This is a genomic window from Leisingera sp. ABM4_103 (assembly GCF_056158685.1).
Map to the genome: position 1 here is coordinate 3,551,180 of NZ_JBSWTU010000005.1, position 25,365 is coordinate 3,576,544.

21 protein-coding genes, 1 tRNA gene and 1 other RNA gene are annotated in these 25,365 nt (G+C 63.7%); 7 read left to right on the forward strand and 16 right to left on the reverse strand.

The genetic code is table 11. The annotated features are described in order from the left end of the window. The first annotated feature begins 68 nt into the window (after positions 1–68). Together ACXAED_RS19190 and ACXAED_RS19195 are read left to right on the forward strand one after the other, a co-directional pair. The gene (locus ACXAED_RS19190; RefSeq protein ID WP_475052432.1) at positions 69–2,486 is read left to right on the forward strand and encodes a GcvT family protein; all 2,418 of its coding nucleotides are present in this window, start codon (positions 69–71) and stop codon (positions 2,484–2,486) included. A 259-nt stretch (positions 2,487–2,745) separates the two neighbouring features. Then, a complete protein-coding gene (locus ACXAED_RS19195; protein ID WP_475052434.1) occupies positions 2,746–3,327 on the forward strand; it encodes a nucleotidyltransferase family protein in 582 nt (193 codons plus the stop codon). A gap of 94 nt (positions 3,328–3,421) precedes the next feature. On the opposite strand, the gene ACXAED_RS19200 is transcribed toward ACXAED_RS19195, so the two are convergent. Then, positions 3,422–5,650, reverse strand: coding sequence for a Hint domain-containing protein (locus ACXAED_RS19200; protein WP_475053150.1), 2,229 nt, complete (start codon positions 5,648–5,650; stop codon positions 3,422–3,424). Positions 5,651–6,502: 852 nt separating this feature from the next. Here ACXAED_RS19200 and ACXAED_RS19205 point away from each other — a divergent pair. Continuing rightward, positions 6,503–6,700: a hypothetical protein gene (locus ACXAED_RS19205; RefSeq protein WP_475052437.1), complete on the forward strand. Its 198-nt coding sequence runs from the start codon at positions 6,503–6,505 to the stop codon at positions 6,698–6,700. A gap of 87 nt (positions 6,701–6,787) precedes the next feature. On the opposite strand, the gene ACXAED_RS19210 is transcribed toward ACXAED_RS19205, so the two are convergent. From ACXAED_RS19210 to ACXAED_RS19250, 9 genes are all read right to left on the reverse strand, one after another. Next, a tRNA-Ser gene (locus ACXAED_RS19210) sits at positions 6,788–6,877 on the reverse strand. Between the two features lie 80 nt (positions 6,878–6,957). Continuing rightward, positions 6,958–7,683, reverse strand: coding sequence for an alanyl-tRNA editing protein (locus ACXAED_RS19215; protein WP_475052440.1), 726 nt, complete (start codon positions 7,681–7,683; stop codon positions 6,958–6,960). Beyond that, positions 7,670–10,162, reverse strand: a complete 2,493-nt coding sequence (locus ACXAED_RS19220) for a DUF3772 domain-containing protein (protein WP_475052442.1) — start codon at positions 10,160–10,162, stop codon at positions 7,670–7,672. Before ACXAED_RS19220 ends, ACXAED_RS19215 begins: the two co-directional genes overlap by 14 nt. After that, positions 10,159–11,193: a cysteine synthase A gene (locus ACXAED_RS19225; RefSeq protein WP_475052444.1), complete on the reverse strand. Its 1,035-nt coding sequence runs from the start codon at positions 11,191–11,193 to the stop codon at positions 10,159–10,161. The genes ACXAED_RS19220 and ACXAED_RS19225 overlap by 4 nt, the downstream gene beginning before the upstream one ends. Before the next feature lie 68 nt (positions 11,194–11,261). Further along, positions 11,262–12,386, reverse strand: coding sequence for an NUDIX domain-containing protein (locus ACXAED_RS19230; RefSeq protein WP_475052446.1), 1,125 nt, complete (start codon positions 12,384–12,386; stop codon positions 11,262–11,264). Between the two features lie 30 nt (positions 12,387–12,416). Further along, positions 12,417–12,857 (reverse strand): TrgA family protein, encoded by a 441-nt coding sequence (locus ACXAED_RS19235; protein ID WP_475052448.1) that lies wholly within the window; start codon positions 12,855–12,857, stop codon positions 12,417–12,419. Between the two features lie 29 nt (positions 12,858–12,886). Then, positions 12,887–14,092 carry a class I SAM-dependent methyltransferase gene (locus tag ACXAED_RS19240; RefSeq protein ID WP_475052450.1) on the reverse strand — a complete coding sequence of 402 codons (1,206 nt, stop codon included), beginning with the start codon at positions 14,090–14,092 and terminating at the stop codon, positions 12,887–12,889. Positions 14,093–14,173: 81 nt separating this feature from the next. Then, complete coding sequence (locus ACXAED_RS19245; RefSeq protein WP_475052453.1) at positions 14,174–15,598, reverse strand: cryptochrome/photolyase family protein; 1,425 nt, start codon at positions 15,596–15,598, stop codon at positions 14,174–14,176. Between the two features lie 24 nt (positions 15,599–15,622). Next, positions 15,623–16,846 carry an aminotransferase class V-fold PLP-dependent enzyme gene (locus ACXAED_RS19250; protein ID WP_475052455.1) on the reverse strand — a complete coding sequence of 408 codons (1,224 nt, stop codon included), beginning with the start codon at positions 16,844–16,846 and terminating at the stop codon, positions 15,623–15,625. A gap of 264 nt (positions 16,847–17,110) precedes the next feature. Between ACXAED_RS19250 and ACXAED_RS19255 the strand changes: the two genes are divergently transcribed. Next, on the forward strand, positions 17,111–17,491 hold the full coding sequence (locus tag ACXAED_RS19255; RefSeq protein ID WP_475052457.1) for a VOC family protein: 381 nt from the start codon (positions 17,111–17,113) through the stop codon (positions 17,489–17,491). 56 nt (positions 17,492–17,547) lie between these two features. On the opposite strand, the gene ACXAED_RS19260 is transcribed toward ACXAED_RS19255, so the two are convergent. From ACXAED_RS19260 to ACXAED_RS19285, 6 genes are all read right to left on the reverse strand, one after another. Beyond that, positions 17,548–19,188 carry a BCCT family transporter gene (locus ACXAED_RS19260; protein ID WP_475052460.1) on the reverse strand — a complete coding sequence of 547 codons (1,641 nt, stop codon included), beginning with the start codon at positions 19,186–19,188 and terminating at the stop codon, positions 17,548–17,550. Positions 19,189–19,271: 83 nt separating this feature from the next. Then, positions 19,272–19,691, reverse strand: coding sequence for a universal stress protein (locus tag ACXAED_RS19265; protein WP_475052462.1), 420 nt, complete (start codon positions 19,689–19,691; stop codon positions 19,272–19,274). Between the two features lie 194 nt (positions 19,692–19,885). Continuing rightward, entirely contained in the window at positions 19,886–20,878 is a 993-nt protein-coding gene (gene acuI / locus ACXAED_RS19270; RefSeq protein ID WP_475052464.1) for an acryloyl-CoA reductase, read from the reverse strand. An 11-nt stretch (positions 20,879–20,889) separates the two neighbouring features. Continuing rightward, positions 20,890–21,993, reverse strand: coding sequence for a dimethylsulfoniopropionate demethylase (locus ACXAED_RS19275; protein WP_475052466.1), 1,104 nt, complete (start codon positions 21,991–21,993; stop codon positions 20,890–20,892). A 69-nt stretch (positions 21,994–22,062) separates the two neighbouring features. Continuing rightward, the gene (locus ACXAED_RS19280) at positions 22,063–22,695 is read right to left on the reverse strand and encodes a DUF1326 domain-containing protein (protein WP_475052468.1); all 633 of its coding nucleotides are present in this window, start codon (positions 22,693–22,695) and stop codon (positions 22,063–22,065) included. A gap of 15 nt (positions 22,696–22,710) precedes the next feature. Next, complete coding sequence (locus tag ACXAED_RS19285) at positions 22,711–23,481, reverse strand: DUF2182 domain-containing protein (RefSeq protein ID WP_475052470.1); 771 nt, start codon at positions 23,479–23,481, stop codon at positions 22,711–22,713. A gap of 125 nt (positions 23,482–23,606) precedes the next feature. Here ACXAED_RS19285 and ACXAED_RS19290 point away from each other — a divergent pair, with 125 nt between their 5' ends. From ACXAED_RS19290 to ssrA, 3 genes are all read left to right on the forward strand, one after another. Continuing rightward, on the forward strand, positions 23,607–24,335 hold the full coding sequence (locus ACXAED_RS19290; RefSeq protein ID WP_475052472.1) for a FadR/GntR family transcriptional regulator: 729 nt from the start codon (positions 23,607–23,609) through the stop codon (positions 24,333–24,335). Positions 24,336–24,347: 12 nt separating this feature from the next. Next, entirely contained in the window at positions 24,348–24,608 is a 261-nt protein-coding gene (locus ACXAED_RS19295; protein WP_475052474.1) for an aspartate aminotransferase, read from the forward strand. Between the two features lie 127 nt (positions 24,609–24,735). Further along, positions 24,736–25,085: a transfer-messenger RNA gene (gene ssrA / locus ACXAED_RS19300) on the forward strand. The last annotated feature ends 280 nt before the right edge of the window (positions 25,086–25,365 follow it).

Below are 25,365 nucleotides of genomic sequence, written 5' to 3' on the forward strand. Positions count from 1 at the left end.
CGTTTTTCTTCTGGACTACTGTTCACTTCTGTACAGAATGCGGGAAACACCTATTCAGGGAGGCCCACATGAAAACCACCACCCGCGTGGCAGTGATCGGCGGCGGCGTCGTCGGCTGCTCTGTCCTCTACCACCTGACCAAGCTCGGCTGGTCCGACGTCATGCTGATCGAACGCTCGGAGCTGACCTCCGGCTCCACCTGGCACGCGGCGGGCGGCTTCCATACGCTGAACGGCGACACCAACATGGCGGCGCTGCAGGGCTACACCATCAAGCTGTATAAAGAGCTGGAAGAGATCACCGGAATGTCCTGCGGCCTCCACCACGTCGGCGGCGTCACCCTGGCCGAGACCCAGGAGCGCTTTGACATGCTGAAGGCCGAACGCGCCAAGCACCGCTTCATGGGGCTGGAGACCGAAATCGTCTCCCCCGAGGAAATCAAGAAAATCGCCCCGGTCACCAATGTCGACGGCATCATCGGCGGGTTGTATGACCCCCTCGACGGCCACCTCGACCCCTCCGGCACCACCCACGCCTACGCCAAGGCCGCGCGCATGGGCGGCGCCACGATCGAAACCCACTGCAAGGTGATCGAGACCAACCAGCGCCCTGACGGCACCTGGGATGTGGTGACGAACAAGGGCACTATCCACGCCGAACACGTCGTCAACGCAGGCGGCCTCTGGGCGCGTGAGGTCGGCGCCATGGCCGGCGTCTACTTCCCGCTGCACCCGATGGAGCACCAGTACATCGTCACCGACGAGGTGCCGATGATCGCCGAGATTATCGACGGCGGCGGCGAGCATCCGCATGTGATGGACCCGGCCGGGGAAAGCTACCTCAGGCAAGAGGGCCGCGGCCTCTGCATCGGATTCTACGAACAGCCCTGCAAACCCTGGGCGGTCGACGGCACGCCCTGGGACTTCGGCCACGAGCTGCTGCCCGATGACTTCGACAAGATCGAGGATTCCATCGCCTTCGCCTACAAACGCTTCCCGGCGCTGGAGGCCGCAGGCGTCAAATCCGTAATCCACGGCCCCTTCACCTTTGCCCCCGACGGCAACCCGCTGGTCGGCCCGGTGCCCGGCATGCGCAACTACTGGTCCGCCTGCGCCGTCATGGCCGGTTTCTCCCAGGGCGGCGGTGTCGGCCTGATGCTGGCCCAGTGGATGGTCGAGGGCGAATGCGAGCGCGACACCTTCGCGATGGACTGCGCCCGCTTCGGCGACTGGATCACCCCGGGCTACACTCGCCCGAAAGTCATTGAAAACTATCAGAAACGCTTCTCCATCGCCTACCCGAACGAGGAGCTGCCCGCGGCCCGCCCGTTCCGCACCACGCCAATGTACGATATCTTCGATGGCATGGGCGCGGTCTGGGGCGCGCAATACGGCATGGAGGTCCCGAACTACTTCGCCGAGGGTGACGAGCCGCGCTATGAAACCCCGTCCTTCCGCCGTTCCAACGCCTTTGACGCCACCGCGCGCGAGGTCAAAGCCGTGCGCGAAAACGTCGGCATCAACGAGGTCCACAACTTCGGCAAGTACCTGGTCAAAGGCACCGGCGCCCGCGCTTGGCTCGACCGCATCATGGCCGGCCGGGTGCCGCAGCCGGGCCGCCTGTCGCTGACCCCGATGCTGTCGCCCAAGGGCCGGCTGATCGGCGATTTCACCATCTCCTGCCTCTCGGAAGAAGAATTCCAGCTCACCGCTTCCTATGGCTCGCAGGCCTATCACATGCGCTGGTTCCTGCAGAACCTGGACGAAGGTGTGTCCCTCGAAAACATCTCCGACACCCGCAACGGCTTCCAGATCGCAGGCCCCAAAGCGCGCGAGGTGCTGCAGGCCTGCACCCGTCAGGACATCTCGGACATGCGCTTCATGGATGTGCGCCGCCTGACCGTGGGCATGGCCGACTGCATCGTGCAGCGCGTCAGCTACACCGGCGATCTGGGGTATGAGATCTACTGCGACCTGCCCAGCCAGCGCGCCCTGTGGGGTGCGCTGTGGACCGCAGGCCAGCCGCTCGGCATGAAACCCTTCGGCATGCGGGCGATGATGTCGCTGCGCCTGGACAAATTCTTCGGCTCCTGGCTGCGGGAGTTCTCGCCTGACTACACCGCCGCAGAGACCGGGCTGGACCGCTTCATCTCCTTCAAGAAGGAGGCGGATTTCATCGGCCGCGCCGCAGCTGAGGCCGAACGTGAGGCAGGCCCCGCCCGGCAGCTCTGCGCCTTTGAAGTCGATGCAGACGATGCTGATGTGGTCGCCTATGAGCCGATATGGCTGGACGGTACGGTGGTGGGCTTCTGCACCTCAGGCGGCTATTCGCACCACGCGCAGAAATCCATTGCGCTGGGGTTTGTCCCCACGGGGACAGCCAGAGAAAACCTGGAAGTGGAAATCGAAATCCTCGGCAAGATGTACAAGGCCCGCCTCATCACCCAGCCGCTGTTTGACGCCGACGGCGCCCGGATGCGCGGCTGAGTCTGAAAAACACGGGGTTCAGGTCAGTGTACCTGACCTGAACCCGCCCCGTTGCCACGGGAGAGAACGCTGACGCCGCGGCACTTGCGCAACACAAACGTCAGCACCGTTACCCGAATGTTTCGCGCGCGAAACATTCAGTCATCTCTTATGACCTTTCCCGGACCGCATCTTTTCTGGCCCCCGCTCTTCATCTTTGCAAAAATACTCCCGCCGGAGGCATCCGCCATTGCGGCCAGGAACCAAGGACCGGAATTGCATGACCGCCATCGCCATTCTCCTGCTCGCCGCCGGTGCATCCTCGCGGATGCAGGGCCGTGACAAGCTGATGGAGGACGTGGACGGCCAGCCTCTCCTGTCCCAGGTCTGCCGCCGCGCCGCACTGACCGGACTGCCGGTCTTTGTGACAGTGCCGGGCACGGCGCATCCCCGCGCAGCTGCCATTGGCACAGCAACACCCGTTCCAGTTCCGGACGCGGACGAAGGCATGGCCGCCTCGATCCGCCGCGGGGTCGCGGCGCTGCCCGAGGGGTGCGGCGGCGTGATGATCCTGCCCGCCGACATGCCGGAGGTGGAGACCCAGGACATGCTGCATCTTGCGGCGCATTTCCACGGAGCTGAAAGCCCCATTCTTCGCGCCTCAGCCGAGGACGGAACCCCGGGCCATCCGGTGCTGTTTCCCAGCCGCTGCTTCGCGGCCTTGCAGGCCCTCAGCGGCGATCAGGGGGCCCGCAGCCTGCTGAAACAGGAAACCGTGCAAATGGTTGCCCTGCCCGGCCGCCACGCGCTTACCGACCTGGACACGCCTGAAGACTGGGCCGCCTGGCGCCGCCGCCGCTGACCCGCGCCGCTGAATCAGAGAAGGCAGGGCACAAGGCCCTGCCTTCCTGCGCTTCGCTCTTATCTGCCATTCCCCCAAACGGCAGCCGCATCTCTCAATGCACAAGCAAATGCGCCTCGTGTTTGCGCAGTGACCGGCGCGCCGCGGTATAGGCCGCGCGGCCTTGTTCCGATTTCAATTCCGGAAACAGCTCAAACAGCTCGTTGCGCTGGGCATTGTCCAAACCGCGCAGGGAGTGGTCGCCGGGCTGGAAGCTTTCGGTCCAGGCACCGTCCGACAGCACAACCTCATGCTGGTCGAACATGAAGTGAATGTAGGTGACCTTGGACACCTCCACCCGGTCGACACCGGCCAGCCCGGTCAGATGCTTGGCAGCCACCAGGACCTCGCGGTCCTCGAAGTACAGCGCGGTCTTGTCGTTGGCGACCAGCACCCGGTGGTTGGGGCTGACCATCATGTCGCGCTCCGGCAGGCCGTTGCCCAAGGCGCCTTTGCGGATCAGCACCGGCTGCAGATGCGAAGCGGAGGCCAGATCGGCTCCCTCCAGCGTGCGCGCCGCGATCCAGCGGATTTCCTGGATGCCATTGTCGCGGGTGATCACCCGGTCGCCGGCTTGCAGGTCCTCGACCCGGCGCTCCCCCTGCGGGGTGGCGATCAGCGTGCCCGGCGTGAAGCAGGGAATGATCTGCTCGATCTCGCCAAATGTCATCGAGCCGGTCACGGCCCCGTCGCCGTCCAGGAAGTTGACGGTGCCGGAGATGCTGTTGCCATCCGCATCCTCGGTGACGCCGGTCAGCTCAAACGGGCCGGAGCCGGTCAGGTCCAGCGTGTCGAAGTCATCGCCGCCCGAGCCGCCATCCACAACGTCGCCGGCGGTGCCGCCCAGGAAGGTGTCGCGGCCATCACCGCCCGACAGGGTGTCCGCCCCGTGGCCGCCGGTGATCAGATCATTGCCGGCACCGCCATCGACGAGGTCGTCGTCAATGCCTGCGTCGATCGTATCGTCTCCGGTGCCGCCATGGATTTCGTCATCGTCATCCTGGCCATAGATCAGGTCATTGCCGGAACCGCCGTAGATGGTGTCCATACCGTTGGTGGGGTCCGGATCCGCCGGGCGGCCGTCGCTGCCGTCATTGGTGATGTTCAGCCCGTCCGGGAATGCCGGGTTCAGGCCGCCGAAGATGGTGTCATCGCCGCTGCCGCCGAGGATAAAGTCCGAACCCTCGCTGCCGGTGATCACATCCGCATCCGCGCCGCCGTCGATGGTGTCGTCGTCGATGCCGCCGTCGATCACATCCATGCCGGTGCCGCCGTCGATCAGATCGGCATCGTCGCCCGTCGAGATGGTGTCATTGCCGGCCCCGCCCAGCACCGTATCCATGTCGTCGGACGGGTCCGCATCCGCCGGAATGAAAGGGATATCCGGGTCGGTGCCCGTGTAGCCCGGAAAACCGCGGTCCGGCAGCGGCACACCGCTGTCCTTGGAGGTGTCGATCACATCGTCACCGCTGCCGCCGTCCACCGAGTCCGCACCGTCGCCGCCGTCGATTGTGTCGTTGCCGCCGCCGCCCAGGATGGTGTCGTCACCCTCGCCGCCAGTCAGCGAGTCATCTCCCGGAACCACCGGATCCTGCGGATCCGAGGAATAGTCGTAATGGGTATTGTCAAAGGTGGTGCCCGAGGTGCCCAGATCGACAGTCAGCGTGATGTCGTCGAAATCCCGGTCGCCAAGGCCGGGCAGATCTTCAAAGCCGATCTGCACGGACCCGTCCGGATTCTGGCCAAAGCCCTGGGTATGGACCAGCCCATCGGGGTTCAACCCGGCATTGCTGCCGTAACCCGAGGAATAGTATGTGCCTTTGGCGTTGGAGATGCCAACACCGACAATGGCGCCTTCGGGCGCGTCGTAGGTGAAGCTGCGGCCGATGTTGCCATTGGCGTTATCTGTCAGGAGCACCACATTGCTGATCTCGCCGGTGTCCGGGTCGATGGTGTAGGCGAACAGCTGATTCACGATCCCCGCGGTGGAGCCGTCGATCGTGATGGTGACCGAGTCCGGGACGCCGGACACACCGTCGCCGAGGATCAGATCGTCACCGCTGCCGCCGTCGACTGTGTCGTCGCCTGCGCCTGCATAGATGCTGTCATTACCGGCGCCGCCGAGAATGACATCATCATCCGGGCCTGCCGCCGGGTCGATGGCATCGGCGTTGTCGACCATGTCGCCTTCCGGATCGCCGGTATAGGCGGCGTCAATCCGGTCGTCGCCGGACGTGCCCTCTACGATCCCGTCCAGTGCCGGATTCGGCTGTTCGTCACTCATTGTCATTACCCTTTCCTCACCGGTCAGGCGAAAAACCCCATCTGCCGGGTCCGCCGGACAGCCGCACAGCCATGCGGCCTGCCGCAGTCAAAACACCAGCCCACGCGGATTGGGAGCCAGAGCGCAAACGCCCTGGTTTGCGCGCCTGAACAGCGCGCAATCGGTAAGCATCAGCTTTCTGATCAGTGGCGTGCCCGTAAAAAACGGCACCGGGACTTGTTTAAATCTTTAGCAGTCCACCACAGTCCAGCAGCTCGCAGAACTCGCCCCCCCAAATGGGCTAATCCATGCATACTTTAGGCACCCCTGCCCTCAAAGCCAAAAAATCGCCTAAAATTCCTCACATTATGGATATCCGCTGGGCAGCAGCGGCCGGAACATGGCCTGCCCGAGCCCGCATTGTTTCCATTTCTACGAAGAAAACGCGCTGCAACTTGTCGAAATATGCCAAATTTAGCATTCAACTGCCGGATTAGCCCAGATTTGTTTCCACATTCGAAACACCCGCGAATGATCAGGTCACGCCTTTGTTCCGCCGTGTTTGTCCGGCGCGGCTGCGGCAAAGGGGCTGGATTTGGTTTCAATTCCCGGAAAATTCCGAGTTTGTTTCCACAGGGCGGCAGCCCGGCCCGTCCGCGCATTCGAATCAAAGCCCGGGCCGGGCAGCCAAAAGCGGCCCATCCCGAAAGCAAAAACCGCTGAAGACTTTAAACAAACCCACGACACCTGGGTGCCGCAGGCCCGGAGCCCGCCCCGGCTGCTCCAGCCAATACGCGGCCCGGCCTGAAATCAATCAGCCCGCTCCATGGAAAACGGGCTATACTCAGCCTCATCAACAGACAGGAGATCACAATGCTGTACCCCCTCGCCTCGCTTGAAACTGAGAAGCTCAACGCGATCCGGGCTCTGGAAAAGGATATCGGAAGCCCTGTTGTGGCGCTGGCCGAGGTTGAGGCGGATAGCGCTTCGCTGCCGGAAGACCAGCTGAAGAAACTGCAGGAACTGGAAGAGGAACTGGGTGTCGTTCTTGTGGCCGTGCGGCCGAACTGATCCTGCCCGCAAACGGGTCACGCCGGCTGTCCAACCGGACGACTGGCACCGGCACCAGCCTGTTATCCAAACCTATTTGCGGGGTTATGGCGGAGAGACAGGGATTCGAACCCTGGAGACGGTTTCCCGCCTACACACTTTCCAGGCGTGCGCCTTCGACCACTCGGCCACCTCTCCGTTGAGGGGGCTTTTGAAGGATTGGAGGGGGAATTGCAAGAGCCGAAATGGCAAAAAATGCACCTTCCCCCCAATCTTTTTCAGACCTCCAAATGCAGGTAGACGCGTCGGTTCTGCTTGCCCTTTTTTTCCACCTTACCGAGGCGGATTTTCCCGATCTCGCCGGTGCGTTTGACGTGGGTGCCGCCGCAGGGCTGGAGATCAATCTGCTCATCTGCGGTGCCGATGCGCACCAGCCGCACCTGACCTGCGCCGCGCGGCGGTGAGACCGACATGGTTTTTACAAGCTGCGGATTGGCGTCGAGTTCGGCGTCGGTGATCCAGTCCTCACTCACCTCCAGATCGCGGTCGATCAGCGCCTGCAGCTGGTCCTGCAGCGCCTGCTTGTCTTCCGGTGCTTCGGGCATGTTGAAATCGAGCCGGCCCTTGGCTTCGCTGATCGAGCCGCCGGTGACCTCCAGCGGGATCACCACAGACAAGAGATGCAGCGCCGTGTGCACTCGCATGTGGCCGTAGCGGCGGTCCCAGTCGAGCACCTGGGTCACTGTGGTGCCCGCGGGAGGCAGGGCGGAGCCGTCCTGTGGCACAAGCACCACCGCGCCCTCATCCCCTTTGACCGTGGTGGCGATGGTGCACTGCCCTTCGGCCCACAACAGTTTGCCGCTGTCGCCGGGCTGGCCGCCACCGGTGGCATAGAACAGCGTGCGGTCCAGGATGATGCCGCCCTGCTCCGTATGGGCCAGGACCTCGGCCTCTGTCATGCGGGCATAGGCATCCTTGCGGAACAGCAGGTCACTTGTCGGCATCTGAATCTCCATCTCCGTCTCCATCGGCATCCTCGCCGGGGTCTTGCTGCAGATCGTCCAGATCCGGCTTCGGCGGAGCCTTGACGGGAGCGGCCGCGGGGGCGGAGGCCGGGGTGCTTGCCGGCTCCTCTGCGCCAGGGGCTGCCGTGGCCTGGGCCAGCGCCTCCGGGTTGCGGATCCAGATGTCGCGCTGCATGAAGGGGATCTCGATCCCTTCTTCCTGGAACCGTTTGGCGATTTCGTAGTTCATGTCGGATTTCACCGACAGCACCCAGTTCACGTCGCGCAGGATGGCGCGGATCTCGAAATCGAGGGAATCGGCGCCGAAGCCCTGGAACACCACCGAGGGCGCGGGGTTCAGCAGCACCATCGGATGGCCCTTGGCGATCTCGGCCAAGATCGCCTCTACCTTGCGCGGGTCGGTGCCATAGGCGACGCCCACCGGCACGATCACCCGGCCCACTGTGTTGCCGCGGGTGTAGTTGGTGACAGTGCCGGAGATCAGGTCGGAGTTCGGCACGATCACATCGGTGCGGTCGAAGGTCTCAATCCGGGTGGAGCGCACCGAGATGTCGCGGACATAGCCCATCAGCCCGCCGACCTCGATCCAGTCGCCCTTGGAGACCGGGCGTTCGATCAGCAGGATGATGCCGGAGACGAAGTTGGACACGATCGTCTGCAGGCCGAAACCGATGCCGACCGACAGCGCACCGGCGACGATGGCGAGCGATGAGAGGTCGAGTCCCGCCATAGAGATTGCAACCACCGCCGCCAGGAAGATGCCGACGTAGCCAAGCCCCGAGGTGATCGCGTTCTGGCCGCCCGGGTCGATCTTGGTTTTGGGCAGCAGCGAGTTGCGCAAGCTCCCCTGCACCAGACGCGTCAGCGCATAGCCAACGGCAAAAACCAGGGCAAAGGTCAGAAAGGCCGTGGGTGAAATCCGGGTGCCGCCGATCTGGAAGCCTTCCAGAAAACGCGACCACAGCTCTGTCAGGTCGGCCACCCGCGCGCCCCAGATCAGCGCCAGCAGCGGCAGTGCCAGGGTTACCAGCAGGAAGCCGATGATCACGGCAAACAGCGAATCCCGTGCCTCTGACCCTTTGCCGGACAGCCAGCCGTAGACGTCGCCCAGGAAGCGCTGCAGCACCAAGAGGGCGGCCAGCAGCGCCAAGGTGGAAACCGCCGGATAGATCAGCGCCTCAGCCGCGTTCACGTAGCCAAAGGCCGCCAGCACCGGCGACACAAAGCCCAGCAGATAGACGGCGCGGCGCACCAGCGTCATCACCCGGTTGGCACCGGCTGCGATGGCGCCATCGTCGTCGGTGTCGTCGTCGCTTTGCTGCTGGCGGCGTTTGGCGCCGATCCGGTGCAGGCGCAGCAGCACCAGCGCCGCGGCCATAATCAGCGGGAAGCTGGCGACCGCATGGGCCTCTGCCGGGATGCTGTCGATGTTCTCCATCAGGGTCAGCGCATCCTGCAGAACCAGGATCACCGCCAGGATATCGACCATCAGCCGGGTTTCATTGAGGCGCCCCTCCTGCACCGGCACCAGATCGTTTTCGATCCGGCCGGAGAACAGCTGGTTGCCCAGCCAGTGAAAAGAGAGGATCAGCAGCGCCCAGCCCGGCAGATAGTCCAGCAGCACGGAGCCGCGGAACCCGAGGATGCCGGACAGGTCCACCGCCGCCACCAGCAAGAGGATGCCGATAAACGGCAGGATCACCTCAAGCAGCGAGACGACAAAGCCCCAGACGCCGCGGCCGCTGCTGCCGAACTGGCGCAGGTAGTCGCCTGCTGCATGGGCCCAGGGCCGGCCGCGCAGCAGCAGCAGCGCGGAAGTCGCCAGCAGCAGAATCAAGGCGGGCAAGCTGTTCTGCACCCGCTCGGCAGTGGTGGCGCTGCCGATGCGCGAGGCGGTTTCATTCAGCAGTGAGCCGGCAGACCGCGACAGAGTGCGCCACGCACCGGGCCAGTTTTCAGGATTGAGCGGCGACGGCCCGCGCTCCAGCAGCTTGCGGGTGCGGCGTTCGCGGATGATCTTGTCAATTTCGGCGATCAGGCCGTTGGCGCGGCTGAAGGCTTCCTCCGCCACAATACGCGGAACCTTGAGGTCCTTCAGCTGCTGTTCCAGCGAACTGCGCAGCTGTGCGATGTCCTCGGGCTCGCTCTCGCCCTCTGCGGGCGGCTCGCCCAGGGCGGCAAGCTGGCCTTCCAGCGTCTGGAGGCGGTCGCCGTTTTCGGTGCGCGCGTCCAGGAAGTTCTGGCGGTAGCGCGCCAGCTCCTGGCGCAGGGTCTCCAGCGCGGCGCTGGAGGCCCGCCTGGCGTCAATCACGTCTTCCGCACGGTTCGCGGTCTTGAGCCAGTCCTGGTAAACAGCCCGGGATTCAGCATTCAGCTGCGCGAGGGCAGGCATAGCGAGGCCGGCCACAAGGGCCAGCCCCAGCAAAACAGTCCGCAACGCGGTTATGAAAGGTGTCATACGTCCTCAAAAACGCCGGGGATCGACGCAGGCGTATGGGTCATCCATTCCGGCACCGGCAGGTCTTTCTCCCGCAGGAAATCCGGATTGAACAGCTTGGACTGGTAGCGGGTGCCATAGTCGCACAGAACGGTGACGATGGTTTTGCCCGGGCCCATGTCCTTGGCCATGCGCACAGCGCCTGCAATGTTAATGCCAGAGGAGCCGCCCAGCACCAGGCCTTCCTCATGCAGCAGGTCAAAGACATACGGCAGCGCCTCGCCATCCGGCACCTGATAGCTGTAATCAGGCGTGAAGCCTTCCAGGTTCTTGGTGATCCGGCCCTGGCCGATGCCCTCAGTGATCGAACTGCCCTCAGAGGCCAGCTCGCCAGTGGTGTAATAGGAGTAAAGCGCAGCCCCCAGCGGATCGGCCAGTCCGATTTTCACGCCCTTGGGCTGCAGCGCTTCGGCCACGCCTGCCAGGGTGCCGCCAGAGCCCACGGCGCAGACAAAGCCATCAACCTTGCCGCCGGTCTGCTCCCAGATTTCCGGGCCGGTGGTTTCCACGTGGGCCTGGCGGTTGGCGACATTGTCGAACTGGTTGGCCCAGATCGCGCCATTCGGCTCCGTCTGAGCCAGTTTTTCCGCGAGGCGCTGGGAATAACGCACGTAGTTGTTGGGATTTTTGTAGGGCGCCGCAGGCACCTGGACCAGCTGGGCGCCCGCCAGGCGCAGCATGTCCTTCTTTTCTTCGGACTGGGTTTCCGGGATCACGATCACTGTCTTGAAACCCATCGACGCGCCCACCAGGGCCAGGCCGATGCCGGTGTTGCCGGCGGTGCCTTCAACAATGGTCCCGCCGGGCTTGAGCTGGCCGCGGGCCACCGCATCCTTGATGATATAGAGCGCCGCGCGGTCCTTGACCGACTGGCCCGGGTTCATGAATTCAGCCTTGCCCAGGATCTCGCAGCCGGTCTCTTCGCTGACGCGGTTCAGGCGGATAAGAGGTGTGTGGCCGATGGCATCAGCCAGATCACGTGCAATGCGCATGGTATCCCTTTCGATCTGTTCCCCAAGATGTAACCAAGCGTCCCGGCGTTCACAAGGCGGGAAGCGGCTCAGGAGAATGCGTTGCGCAGCCGGGTGCGGTGGCGTGCCAGCCACAGCGCGGCGGTGACCAGCGGCATGTCCTGATAGATCTGGCCGTCCACGCCCAGCATCAGCTCCTCATAACTGAGGATCTTGCTGCGGATATCTTCGCCCTCGCCCGCAATTCCGCCGCCGCCATTGAGATCAGAAAGATCCGATATACCAATGAAAACATGGATCAATTCAGCGAGTGCGCCGCTGGATGGATAGACTTGGGCCACCGGCTCAAGCCGCTGCACGGTCACCCCCGCCTCCTCCTGCGCTTCGCGGACCGCAGTCTCCTCGGGCGTCTCGCCCGGGTCGATCACACCCGCCACCGGTTCCCACATCCAGGGATGCGCTTCACCCATCATGAAGGGGGGTGCGCGGAATTGCTCCACAAGAAGAACCTGATCGCGGACCGGGTCATAGGGCAGCACCACCGCCGCATGGCCCGCCATCGAGGCACAGCGGTGCACCACCGGACTCATGCTGCCGTCGTAGCGGCGGAACTGCAGCTCCATCTCTTCCATCGCAAAGAAGTTCAGATGAGCGCGGGTGTGGCTGTGGACGATCACGTCCTTTGACAGGTCATGTTCCGGATCGCCCGGGCGCGCCTGGGCTGCCAGCCAGGCAGCGGCGCGGCGGCGGACAGAGGGGAAGCAGCGGGCCACCTCCTCAGCGGTCATACGGCCGTGGTAGGCCATCACTTCCTCAGCGGCGCGCAAAGACAGCGCGCCCCACTCCTGCACCCAGGCCGCCAGGTCCCAGGGCTCCGCCGTCTGCCACAGGCCGGGTTCGGGGAAATAGACCTCTGCCGGGGCGGTGCTGCCATCCTCCAGCTGCACGGTGACCGGTTTCAGCGCATAGCCAAAGCCGCCCTCGTAAAAGTTAAGTGCGTCCTGATCGGCGGGCGAAAGGTCCTGCACCAGAACGCCGTTGGCGGTGGCATCCGCACGCTCCTCGATCGCCGGAAACGGCTGCCCTGCGACCTGGTAGACCCCGTGCCCGGGCAATTTCGCAGCCTGCGCGTTCAGCGCTGAGCCGCTGCGGCCGAGTACCAGTTCGAGCAAAGGAAGATGGCGCAGCGTGCCAAAGAAGAAGAGATTAGCCACGGTCGGTAACCTGTTGTTAATGAATTATTATCAGCGCCAGCGGCGGGAAGCGTTTTCGGTCGCAAGCCCCGCCAGCACTCCGCCCACGGCCAGGGGCACCAGCACGGATGGCACAGCGATAACAAAGAAATAATCCAGCGCAATGACAAAGATCGCCGACAGCGCCTCAAACGGTCCGTCGTAGCGGTGGCGCATGGCGAGGCGGAACATCTCCCAAGCGCCCTGGATGAACAGCGCCCACAGAACCATCACCGCCATGCCGGTGATGCCGTTATTGACAGCCGGGACCAGGCCGCGGCCTGCCCGGCTGCCCATGAAAATCCAGCCGCAGAGCAGGCCCAGCACCACATTCACGTGCACGAAATAGCCGAAATCGGTGCCCTCCGGCATCAGCGGCATGACCAGGAAGGACACGAAAAACGCCACCAGGCCCAGGCAGATTGCGGCGGTCAGTCGGGCTCCGGTGGGCATATGCGGTCAGGTTCCGTGCGGCAGTTCAGTCAGCGATGAGCAACTGTAATCTGCGTCACGTCGCAATTTCCAGTCTTAAAGGCGGCCGCGCAGGAAGTGAGGTAAAAGTTCCACATCTTGTGGAACCGCTCGTCAAAGCCCATGCCGGAAATCTGGTCCCAGCGGGTGTTGAAGGTATCGTGCCAGCGGCGCAGGGTCTGGTTGTAGCTGTCGCCGAACTCGATCGAGCGCACGACGCCGAGGCCCGCCTTCTCCACCTGCTCGCGCAGCACCTTCGGTGACGGCAGCATACCGCCCGGGAAGATGTGCTTTTGGATAAAATCGACACCCTTGCGGTAGACCTCCCAGCGGCGGTCGGCGACGGTGATGATCTGCAAGGTGGCCTGGCCGCCGGGCTTCAGCCGGTCGCGGATGGTGCTGAAATAGGCGGGCCAGTATTTTTCGCCCACCGCCTCGAACATTTCGATCGAGGCGATGCCGTCGAACTGGCCGCGGCAGTCGCGGTAATCCTGCAACCGCAGCTCAACGCGGTCCGAAAGCCCTGCCTTTTCAAGTCTTTCGCGGGCAAACTTTAACTGTTCCTCACTGATCGTCAGCCCCGTGACCCGCAGCCCGCGCTGACCGGCAGCATATTCGGCAAAGCCGCCCCAGCCGCAGCCGATCTCCAGCACGTGGTCGCCGGGCTCCACGCCCATCTGGTCCACCATAGAGGCGTATTTGGCGGTCTGCGCCTTTTCCAAGCTGTCCTGGCCGCTTTGGAACAGGGCGCTGGAGTAGGTCATCGTGTCGTCCAGCCACAGGCCATAGAAGTCATTGCCCAGGTCGTAGTGATAGGAGATGTTCTTTTTCGCCTGGCGGCGGTGGTTGCGGTGGAGCCAGAAGCGGAACCGTTCATAAGCGCGCGCCAGGCCGCTGCCCGGGAAGCCGTCATAAACTGTGTTGGCCCCCATATGGACCAGATCCATGAAGGCTTGCAGATCCGAGGTGCTCCACCATCCTTCCAGGTAGGCGTCTGAAAAGCCCAGATCGCCTTCGCGGATCAGCCGGGCAAAGCAGTCCGGGTTGTGGATGTGCAGATCAGCCACTGGGCCAGGGTTGCGCCCTTTTGCGGAGAATACGCGGCCGTCCGGCAAGTGGATATCCAGCTGCCCGACTTCCATTGCCTTTATCCTGGCAAACACCGCTGCAAAGTAGCGCGGCAGGTTTTCCTGTCCCTCAGCGGACGTGAACTTCATACGCTTCCCCCTGTACGAAATACGGAAGTGCTACAGGGAAAAGCTAGGCCGCAGGGGGCTTTCTGGCAAGAAAACTGTGCGTTAGCGGTTTTCACGCACTTCGTGATAGGCCGTGAGCGCGCGTTCCCGGCCGGCCTGCAGGCTGACAACAGGCTCCGCGCGGGCACCGTCAGGCGCGAGGCGCCAGGACAGCGGCGTGGCGTCGAAAAAATCCAGTGCGGTTTGCGGCGGCTGTCCCTGGCCTTCGGCAATCCAGCGGCGGGTGTAGGTGCCGTCGGGGTCGAATTTCTCCAGCTGCCCCGACGGGTTGAAGACGCGGAAAAAGGGGGATGCATCGGGACCGGAGCCTGCAACCCATTGCCATCCCATGGCATTGGACGCCGGGTCCCAGTCCACCAAAGTATCCGCAAACCAGTCCATGCCGATTTTCCAGTGCGCCATCAGATGCTTGGTGAGAAAACTTGCGGCGATCATCCGGGCCCGGTTGTGCATCTTGCCGGTGACGTACAGCTCCCGCATGGCAGCATCGACAAAGCCGTAACCTGTCTGCCCGCGCTGCCAGGCCTGCACCTGCGGGGTGATGTCCTGCGACCAGGGGAAGGCCTGCCATTCCTCGCGCCAGCTGTCCGTCAGGATGTGCGGCGAGTTGTACATCAGGTGATAGGCAAACTCGCGCCAGACGATCTCTTTCAGGAAGTGTTCAGCCCCCTGGCTGCCGCGTTCCAGCGCTGCGCGGCCCTGGTGCCACATGCGGTGCGGGCTGATCTCGCCCCAAGCGAGGTTTTCCGACAGGCCGGAGGTGGCGTCCTCGCCCGGGAAATCGCGGCGGGCCTTATAGGCGTCCACCTTGTGTTCCAGGAACGCGCCCAGCCGGTCCTGTGCTGCCGCCTCTCCCACCCGGCAGTAACGGGCCACCACATCCGCGCCGCGGCGCATTGCGGCACCCATCTGCCAATCGGCCAAATCCTCACTGGCGGGCCAGCTGTCCGGTGCCTGCATTTTTGCTGGCGCGGGCCGCAGGCTGTCCGCATCGCGGCCCCGCACTGCCTTCCAGAACGGGGTGTAGACCTTGAACATGCCGCCGGCCTTGGTCTCTGCCGTCCAAGGTTCAAACAGCAGCCGGCCGCCGTGGGATCTGACCTCGACGCCCTGCTCCTTGAGCTGCTGCTTGATTTCGCTGTCCCGGGCGATGGCCTGCGGGTCGTAGAGACGGGTCCAGTGCACGGCCCCTGCCCCGGTTTCTTCGATCAGATCCCGCAACACCTCCAGCGCCTTGCCGCGGCGCAGGATCAGGCGGGAGCCTGCCTTGGCCAGTTGCCGCCCGAAGTGCTCCAGCCCCAGGCCGAGACGGAATTTGGGGGCGGCGCCCAGCGCCTCGTCCTGCGCGTCCAGAATGTAGACAGGCAGGACCGGGGCGCCGCTGCTGACGGCAGCCGTCAGGGCCGGGTTGTCACACAGGCGGAGATCCCGCCTGATCCACCAAATCACCGGGGGACGGCTGGTCATGTCGTTTTCCTTGTCCAGTTCGCGTTACAGCACCCGGTCCAGCGCGTCGATCAGCTTGGCGACCTCGGCTTCGGACGTGTAGTGGGTGAAGCTGATACGCAGCACGCCTTGGGCTGGATCAATGCCCATCCCCTCCAGCGCGCCGACGGCATAGAAATCGCCGCCGCCGGCCATGATGCCAAATTCTGCCAGCTGGGCGGCCACCGGTTCCGCGGCACGGTTCAGTGCCAGGGCAACCGTCGGCGCGCGGTTTTCGGCAGTGGACGGCCCCAGCAGGCGCACATCATTGCGGTCCTTCAGAGCGTCCAGCAGCGGCTGCAGCAGCTTCACTTCATGCGCGCGCATGAGGTCGTGGACAAAGGCGCCGGTTTCCGCGGCGCTGCCTGAGTGGCCATGATGGGACGCCAGCGCCTCAGCGTAATCCGCCATACCGGCAGCGGCCGCCACCTGGGCGTGGTCCGGGCCTGCCGGGGTGAAGCGTTTGTAGAGGCTACCGGCGTTGAAGTAATGCGCCTGGTTCGGCAGCAGCTCGCCCAGCGCCTTGCGGATCACCATGACGCCCTGATGCGGCCCATAGGTTTTGTAGGCGGAGAACAGGTAGATGTCCGCGCCCAGTTCGTCCACATTCGGCAGCCCGTGCGGCGCGTAGGAGACACCGTCGACGCAGACAAAGGCGCCTGCGGCATGGGCCATTGCGGTGATCTCTGCCACCGGGTTGATCTCCCCTACCACGTTGGAGCAATGCGGGAAGCAGACCAGGCGGACGTTTTCGTCCAGCAGAGTTTCCAGCTGCGCTAGGTCCAGATGGCCGGTCTGCGGGTCGATCTGCCATTCGCGGACCTCGATCCCCTCCTCTGCCAGCCGCCGCCAGGGGCCGCTGTTGGCCTCGTGGTCCTGGTTGGTGACGATGATGGCCTCGCCCGGTTTCATGAACTTCCTGAACGCCTGAGCCAGCACATAGGTGTTCTGGGTGGTCGAGGGGCCAAAGCTCAGCTCCTCTGCGGCAACGCCCATCAGGGCAGCCAGGCGGGCGCGAGCCTCGTCCATCTCCTCGCCCGCCAGGCGCGAGGCCTCATAGGGCGCGTAGGGCTGCACCTTGCGCTGGGTGTAAAACCGGGTGAGCCGGTCAATCACCTGGCGGCAGGTGTAAGAGCCGCCCGCGTTTTCAAAAAACGCCTGGCCCTGGAGGCTGGGTTCGGCAAAGGCCGGAAACTGGGCCCGGACGAAATCAATATCCAATGCAGTCATTGCAAATCTCTCCTCAATCGCTGCGGTCCGATGGGAAGGCCGGCACATGCCAGGGATCTCCCCGAACATGGCAGGTCTTCCAGCCGAGCCGCTCTCCCGCACAAGGATTGAGGGATCGCAGGCAGCCCTGCAAGGCGCAAAAGGCCGGGCAGGACGCAAGGGTCGTAGCGTACCGCCGGCGGTTCGGTCAAGCGGCAAGGCTGATGCCGGAAACTGTCATCAGGGCATGAGACTTTGCCCCCAGGCAAACATGGAGGATTAGACATGGCCTTTACTCCCAAGGATTTCCTGGTCTGGGGCGAGCTGCCCGTGAGCGATTTGGACGCGGCGGTGACGTTTTATTCCAAGGTCACCGGTGCCGATCTCAGCATCGACAACAGCGGGCCGAACCCGATGGCAATGTTCAAAACGGCAGATGAGGCATCCGGCATTGCGCTGCACCTTTATCCCGGCAAGCCCGCTGGCGACGGCCGCGGCCCGACCCTGCATCTGACCGCTGAGGGTGAGCTGGAGGATGTGATGGAACGGGTGACGGATGCGGGCGGCAAGGTGGTTTCAGAGACCATCGCCATCCCGCCGGGACGGTTCTTTTATGCCACCGATCCGGACGGCAATTCGCTGGGGTTCTTCAAATACAACGACTGACAAAAAAAGCCCCGGCTGCGCGGCCGGGGCGTTCCTATTTCCAGTGGCCAGAAGCCTCAGCGGGCCTCAGTCAACAGCCCGCGGAAGATTGCCCAGCACATCAGCAGCAGAACCACGGTGAACGGCAATCCGGTGGAGATCACCATGGCCTGCAGTGCCGCCAGACCGCCGCCCAGCAGCAGCACGATGGCCACGGCGCCCTCGAAGATGCACCAGAACACCCGCTGCGGCACCGGCGCGTCGACCTTGCCGCCTGCGGTGATCGTGTCGATCACCAGCGAGCCGGAGTCGGAAGAGGTCACGAAGAACACGACCACCAGCACGATCCCCACAAAGGAGGTGATCCCGGCCAGCGGCAGCTCTCCCAGCATCTTGAACAGCTTGAGTTCAAGCGACGCGTCCTGCGCGCCGGTGAAACCATCGGAGATCACCTGATGAATTGCGGTGCCGCCAAAGACGCTCATCCACAGCACGCAGACAAGGCTGGGGATCAGCAGCACGCAGATCACGAACTCCCGCACCGTGCGGCCACGGCTGACGCGGGCGATGAACATGCCCACAAACGGCGACCAGCTGATCCACCAGGCCCAGTAGAAGGCGGTCCAGCCCTGGCTGAAGTTCACGTCCTCGCGCCCGATCGGGTTCGACAATGCGGGCAGGTATTCGATGTAGGCCACCAGGCTGGTGGCAAACCCAGTCAGGATCGCCACGGTGGGTCCGGCCAGCAGCACGAAGACCAGCAGCAGGAAAGCCAGCCCCATGTTGATCTCCGACAGCACCTTCACGCCGCCGTCCAGGCCGCGCAGCACCGAGATCAGGGCAACTGCGGTAATCGCAGAAATCAGGATCACCTCTGTGGTGGCACCCATCGGCACCCCGAACAGCTCATTCAGACCGGCATTCGCCTGCGTCGCCCCGAACCCCAGCGAGGTGGCAAGACCGAACAGCGTGGCAAAAACCGCCAGGATGTCGATGATATGGCCGGTCCAGCCCCAGACACGCTCCCCGAAGATCGGGTAAAAGGCTGAGCGGATGGTGAGCGGCAGGCCCTTGTTATAAGTGAACAGCGCCAGCGCCAGTGCCACGATGGCGTAGATCGCCCAAGGGTGCAGCCCCCAGTGGAAGATCGTTGCCGCCATGCCCAGGCGCACAGCCTCCGCCTCATTCCCGGCAGCCGCGCCCAGCGGAGCCCAGTCGGTGCGGGCACCGCCGCCCTCCGGCACGGCCGTGCCGCCAAACGCGGTGGAGAAGTGGCTCATCGGCTCGCTGACGCCATAGAACATCAGGCCAATGCCCATACCCGCCGCGAACAGCATCGCGAACCAGCCCATATAGGTGTAATCCGGCGTTGCCTCATTGCCGCCCAGCCGCACGCTGCCCCAAGGGGAGACGATCAGAAACAGGCAGAACAGCACGAACAGATCTGCAGCGCCGAAGAAGAACCAGTCAAAGGTGCTGGTCACCGCCGGGCGCAGCCAGTTGAAGAATGTGCCCGCCTGCTCCGGCAGCGCCAGCGCGTAGAACACGAAGGCCACGATGACGAGGCCTGAGACCAGGAACACCGGGTTGTGAATGTCGACACCGAACGGGCCGATCTGGGTTTCGATATTATCCTGCCCGATCTCGTATTCGGTATCGATGATATCCGCTTCGCCTTCCGGGGCGGGGATACCCTGATTTGTGGTTTCGTCAGCCATTGCGGCCTCCTTCCCTGTAAACTTCGGCCCAATACTCTTTGAACCCGCAGGCAAACGCTTGCGCTTTCAAAGGACCCCCACGGTCAGCTTTCACGAACGACCAGCACCGATACCGGTGCCTTCTCGGCCACGCGCCCGCCGTGGGCGTGGAACAGATAGTCGCTCACGCTGGGAACATGGCTTGCCATCACGATCAGCCCGGCCCCGGTATCGCTGCAGGCCTTAACCAGGGTGGCATCCAGGTCCACCGCCGGATCGTGGCTGACAATGGCATGGCCCGAAGCGGTAATGCTGTGCTTGGCTGCCTGGCCGGACGCGAACTCATCGAGTTTTGCCGCATATTCCTGCGGGTTATGCGCCACTTTGCTGGGCTGGGGGGAGGTTACCCCCACGAAAATCACTTCTGCGTTGTAGAGATGCGCGAGATCCGATGCCATTTTCAGCGCCCGCTCAAGGCGGTCGGCGTGGGCCAGATCGACGGGCACCATGATTTTGGAATACACGGTCTCCCTCCTCTTGCTTCAAATTATATACACCGCCGGCGCGGGGCCGGGAGAGCACCGGGCGGAGCGCTGCAGAGGCCGCGCAATTGCGGCAATGCTCCGTCCCTCTGGTCCGCGGAAGAGCCGCGGCACACATGAAAAACGCGCGGACAGCGCCGCGCGTTCATCCGGTAGATGCAATTTATTATAAGGATTTAGGCGTTGACGTCCACCACGACGCGGCCCTTGACCTGGCCTTTGAGGATATCCGCACCCAGTTGCGGCAAGTCGCTGAGGGTGGCGGGCTGGATCATCGCGTCCAGCTTGTCCATCGGCAGGTCCTCGGCAATCCGCTGCCAGGCGCGGACACGGTTGTCGTAGGGCTGCATGACCGAGTCGATGCCCAGCAGGTTCACGCCGCGCAGCAGGAAGGGGATGACGGTTGCCGGCAGCCCGGCACCGCCTGCCAGGCCGACCGCCGCCACCGAGGCACCGTATTTCATCTGCCCCAGCACCCGCGCCAGCATGGCGCCGCCGACGGCGTCCACGCAGCCCGCCCAGGATTTGCTTTCCAGCGGCCGCTTGGTGGTCTCGTTGATCTCCTCGCGGGCCACGATCTGGGTTGCGCCAAGCGATTTCAGGTAGTCAGCGGTTTCCGGGCGGCCGGTGACACCAGCGACCTCATAGCCGAGGTTCGCGAGAATTGCGGTGGCGACCGACCCCACGCCGCCCGCGGCACCTGTGACCAGAACCGGTCCGTGGCCCGGCTCGAGGCCGTGGTCCTCAAGCGCCATCACCGCCAGCATCGCGGTGAAGCCTGCAGTGCCCACCGCCATCGCGTGGCGGGTATCAAGACCCTCGGGCAGCGGCACCAGCCAGTCCGCGCGCACATTGGCCTTTTGGCTGTAGCCGCCCCAATGGGCCTCGCCCACGCGCCAGCCAGTAAGCACCACCTTATCGCCCGGTTTGTACCGGTCATCCGAGGAGGCCTCGACGGTGCCGGCAAAGTCGATGCCCGGCACATGCGGGTACTTGCGCACCAGCCCGCCGCCCGGACCGATGCAGAGCCCGTCCTTATAGTTCACGGTGGAGTATTCCACCGCCACGGTCACCTCGCCCTCGGGCAGCTGATCCAGGCTGATCTGCTCGACCGCGGCAGAGGTCTTGCCGCTCTCTTCGTCCTTGTTCACAACCAATGCGTTGAACATCTGCCTTCTCCTTAAATCCAGAATGTGTCGCGCACGGAGGCTGTGCGCATACCGTCAGGTGTTTCCACCTCAAGTTTCGTGCCCGCATCCCAATGGGTCATGCGGATCATGCCGATTGAGACGTTGGTCTCAAAGTCCGGCGACCAGGCGGCGGAAGTCACCTGCCCCACCCGCTTGCCATTCGCAAAGGCAGGCCATGGCCGGTCGCAGCCTGGCACGGCATCGCCGTCAATCGCAATCGGGCGGATCTGCTGCACCGGCCCCTCCTTGGCCACCCGCAGCAGGGCGTCGCGGCCAATGCAGCCAATTGCCGTATGGGTGTTGCAGAACTTGCCCAGGCCGCATTCATGCGGGGTATTGTCGTCGGTCATGTCGTTGCCGTAACTCAGCAGACCGCCTTCGATCCGTTCGATCAGGTTGGGGCAGCCGGCCCGGACCTGCAGGTCCTCGCCTGCCTCAAACAGGCGGTTCCACAGCGGCATCCCAAGATCGCCGCCTTCGAGGTAGATCTCATAGCCGCCCTGCTTGGAATAGCCGGAGCGCGCGATCACCATGTCGCGGCCCTCGAACTGGAAGATGCCGAAGCGGAAGAAGCGGATCTTGCGCACCTCCTCGCCAAAGACACGGGCCATCAGGTCGTCCGCGCGGGGGCCTTGGATTGCGAGCGGCGAGACATCCGGCTCATCCACCAGCACATCCAGCCGCCAGCCGTTGGCAATGCCCTTGACCCATAACAGCAGATCGCTGTCGGCAATCGAGATCCACCAGCGGTCGTCGCTCAGCTTGACCGCCACCGGATCGTTCAGCATGCCGCCGGTCTCGTCGACGATGGGCACGTAGAAACACTGGCCTGCCGTCATGCCGCGCAGGTCCCGCGGTGTCAGCATCTGCATCAGCCGCCCGGCGTCGGGGCCGCGCAGCTCCACCTGGCGCTCGCAGGCAACGTCCCAAACCTGCACGTGGCGCTTCAGGTGGCGGTAGTCCGCTTCAACGCTTTCAAAGACAGTGGGCAACAGCATCCGGTTGTAGACCGTATAGGCCTTGACGCCGGCGGCTTCGACGCCTTCGGAAAACGGGGTGCGCCGAAGGCGGCGCGACGGGGAAATCAGGGCCATGGCTATTCCTCCCAGAACCATGTGCAGTATGCCCGGCGGCCGCAGACGAGCCGCCGCCGGAAAAGCCGCTTATTTCGGGCCGTGCCAGTCGATCTGGCAGATCTCGGCAGAACGGCCATCGAAATCCCAAACCCGGCCAAAGGCGCGGACGCGGCCTTTGGTGGCGGTGGCGACGGTGATGTCGGGGCCCATCCAGTATTCGGTGTTGGTGACGACGATGTCCTTGCCGTCCTTACCCTCAACCGGGACCACAGCGCCCTGGATCTTCTTGCCGACCATCAGGCGGCGCTCCTTGCCTTCGGTCTCGAAGGTGACCGGCGCGCGTTCGGCGCCCAGGAATTCGCCCACCAGCATGGAGAACAGCCCGGTGGTGCCGCGCGCCGCGCCCGAGAAGATCGCGACCAGGGCGTCATAGGCGTCTTCCGAGGCGCGGTCGTCGATATAGGCCGCCGCCTTCCAGTTGCCGCGGCCCATGTTGCCGGGGATCTCCAGGAACAGGCCGACGTTCAGGCCCGACAGGTCAACCCCGCCGTAATCGCCCGCGTCGATGCGCACACCCGCCCAGGCCTGGCAGTGGCCCTCGGTCGGCGGGTGCTTGCCCAGCGACACCACGCAGGGGCAGAACACGGTGCAGTTGCAGTTGAGGATCAGTTCCCCTTTGATTGTCCAGGGCACGGTGCCCGTAGCGGCGTCCAAGGCCATGTCTTAGTCTCCCTCTCAGATAATTCCTGCCGCCAGCGCCAGCGCCGCAATCACCAGCCCCGCTCCCAGCGGTTTGGTGATGTAGCGGCCCAGGTCCGGCAGCTTTTCCAAAATCATGATCACGGTGGCGAGGCCCATGAAGGCGATGTTCATGGTGCCGCCCGCGAATGCCAGCAGCATCAGCGCCCAGCAGCAGCCCAGGCACACCAGCCCCAGCCGCAGGCCGTTGCGCAGCGGGCCCTCGTCCCAGTGCTGCATAAAGAACACCAGCGGGCGGCGGCATTTGCTGAGGCAGGCTTCCTTCACCGGCGAAAACTGGTAGCCGCCCGCGATCAGCAGCAGCGCCGCCGACAGGTAGCGCGAGTTGCTGTCGCCGAAGGCAGTGAGCAGCTCTGCCTGAAACAGTCCCAGCTGTAGCACCGCCGCCAGCGCCGAAAAGCCCAGCCATACAGCCAGATAACCGCCCACCAGACGTGTGAAGCTGGTGTCCGGCGCGGTGTGGGACAGGTCCTCATAGGTGGCAAAGGCGGGCAGCGCAGTCGGCGCCATCATTGCCGCCGACATCAGCGCCCACATCACCAGCATCTTGCCAAAGCCCGCCGCATCCGGCGTCAGAGTGCAGAAATCGCGCCAGAAATCGGGGCCGTAGATGGCCCCCGCTTCGCGCAGTTCTGCTGGCACCGACATCGCATAGAGAAGAACCCACGCCCCCAGGATCAGCCCGAACAGGCCCAGCCAATGCCAGCCTCCCATGGTTCTGATCCGTTGTGCCAGAATGGCTTTCATGGCGCGCTCCGGGTAAGAGGGTCTGCGACTTACGTCTTGAGTTTTAAATGTCAGACTTTTAAATGTCAGACAAATGATTTCTTGCCGGGCCAGCTCCGGCATTACGCAGCGTCAGGATACCGGGTATGAAGATTGATCCCAACAGCTCCGCCGATCTTTCGGTTCAGATAGCCCAGGCGATCAAGGATGCCATCATTTCCGGCGAGCTGATTGTCGATGAGCGGCTGCCGTCGGAGGCGGAGCTGTCGGATCACTTTCAGGTGTCCCGCCCGACGGTGCGCGAGGCGCTGAAACGGCTGGCTGCGCAATCGCTAATCCGCACCCAGCGCGGCGCGGCGGGCGGTGCGTTCGTGAACCGGCTGAGCTTTGAAGACGCCTATTCGCAGCAGATCACCACGTCGACCTTGCTCCTCAGCATGAATGCGGTGAGTTTCGATACCGCCTGCGAGGCGCGCTACGCGCTGGAGCGTGCCTGTGCACCGCTGTCAGCCGAGCGCCGCAGTGCCGACCACCTGGCTACTATGCGGGCGGAGATCTTCCGCCAGGGGCAGCCGGGCCTGACCGATGAGGCCTTCTGCGCCTCTGACGTGGCGTTTCACCGGGCACTGGTGGATGGCGCGGGCAACCCGGTGCTTTCCTACCAGCTGGCCGGCGCTGTGGAGGCAATGCAGCCCTTGATGAACATGATCACCTTCACCGCCCGCGACCGGGAGGCGATCACCGGCCTGCATTCCCGCATTGCCGATGCCATCGAGGCAGGCGACGGCAGCGCAGCCGTCTCCGGCCTGCAGGACCTGGAGAGCGAGACCCGCAAGCTGGCCTCCGACGTCTTTGCCGCGCGGGCGCAAAGATAGGCAGTCAACACTTTGTTAACCACGACCCGGGACACTGGCGGCATGGTCAAACCCGGCTCTGCCCTCTCCCCCGATATCTGGCTGCGCGATATCTTCGCCTGCAAGGCGGTGCAGAACGGCCAGGTGCTTCGCCGCAAGATCCGCGATATCGAGCGCTATGCCGGGATGGAGGCCTTTCTGGCCGAAGTCCGCGCCCGCGGGTTTCAGGCAGTGCTGAACCGCGAGCAGGTTGTCGTATTCTGCAACAGCGCCCCGATCCGCAGACTGGTGTGACGGCACCGTTTTCCGGCGCGGAAAACGGCCAGAAATCCTGCGAGGATTTCTGGCGGCGCCAGCGGCGGCACAGCACCAGTTTTCCGCGCCGGAAAACTGGCCGGAATCCTCGCAGGATTCCGGTTGCCCCCTTTGCAACCGCACAGAAGCGCATTATATAGCTGCTGTTCCCTTGTGGAACTATGGACATAAACGCGCTCGTAATAAGCGGATCGGACCCGGGGGCGGTACCCGGCGGCTCCACCAAAATCCTTCGTTTGGGGATCATGGGGCCGAAACAGGATCGACGGACGTCTAAAGGGGTTTGCTTTGTCTCGGCGGGGTGCCACCGTACCGGCCCAAACAGTACAATTGCAAACGACAATCGTGCTCCGGTTGCTCTGGCTGCGTAAGCAGTTCGAGGAATCGAAATCTAAGCCCTTGCGCCTAGCCGCGTAAGGCGGGGTTCGCAGGTACCTGGCAACAGAAACCTGCACTTCCTCCACCATTGCAGGGAAAGGGCTTCGGCTGGTCTGCGGTGAATGCCTAAAAACTTTATGTTAGAGCTGTAAATCCTGCAGCCACAGGCTAGGATGCCGGAGTATGTACCGGAACCGGCCTGCAAGAAAACTGCCCATGCCATTGCCTGCGCGATGTTGAAATCCCGAAACTGCAACACCAGCCCGGCGAACCCGGAGTGTTCCCCCCGACCTGCTCTGCCGCCCCGCCGCCAGAAACACTGCGGCCAGCTGCCCTGCCCCACTGATGCCTGCCTGAC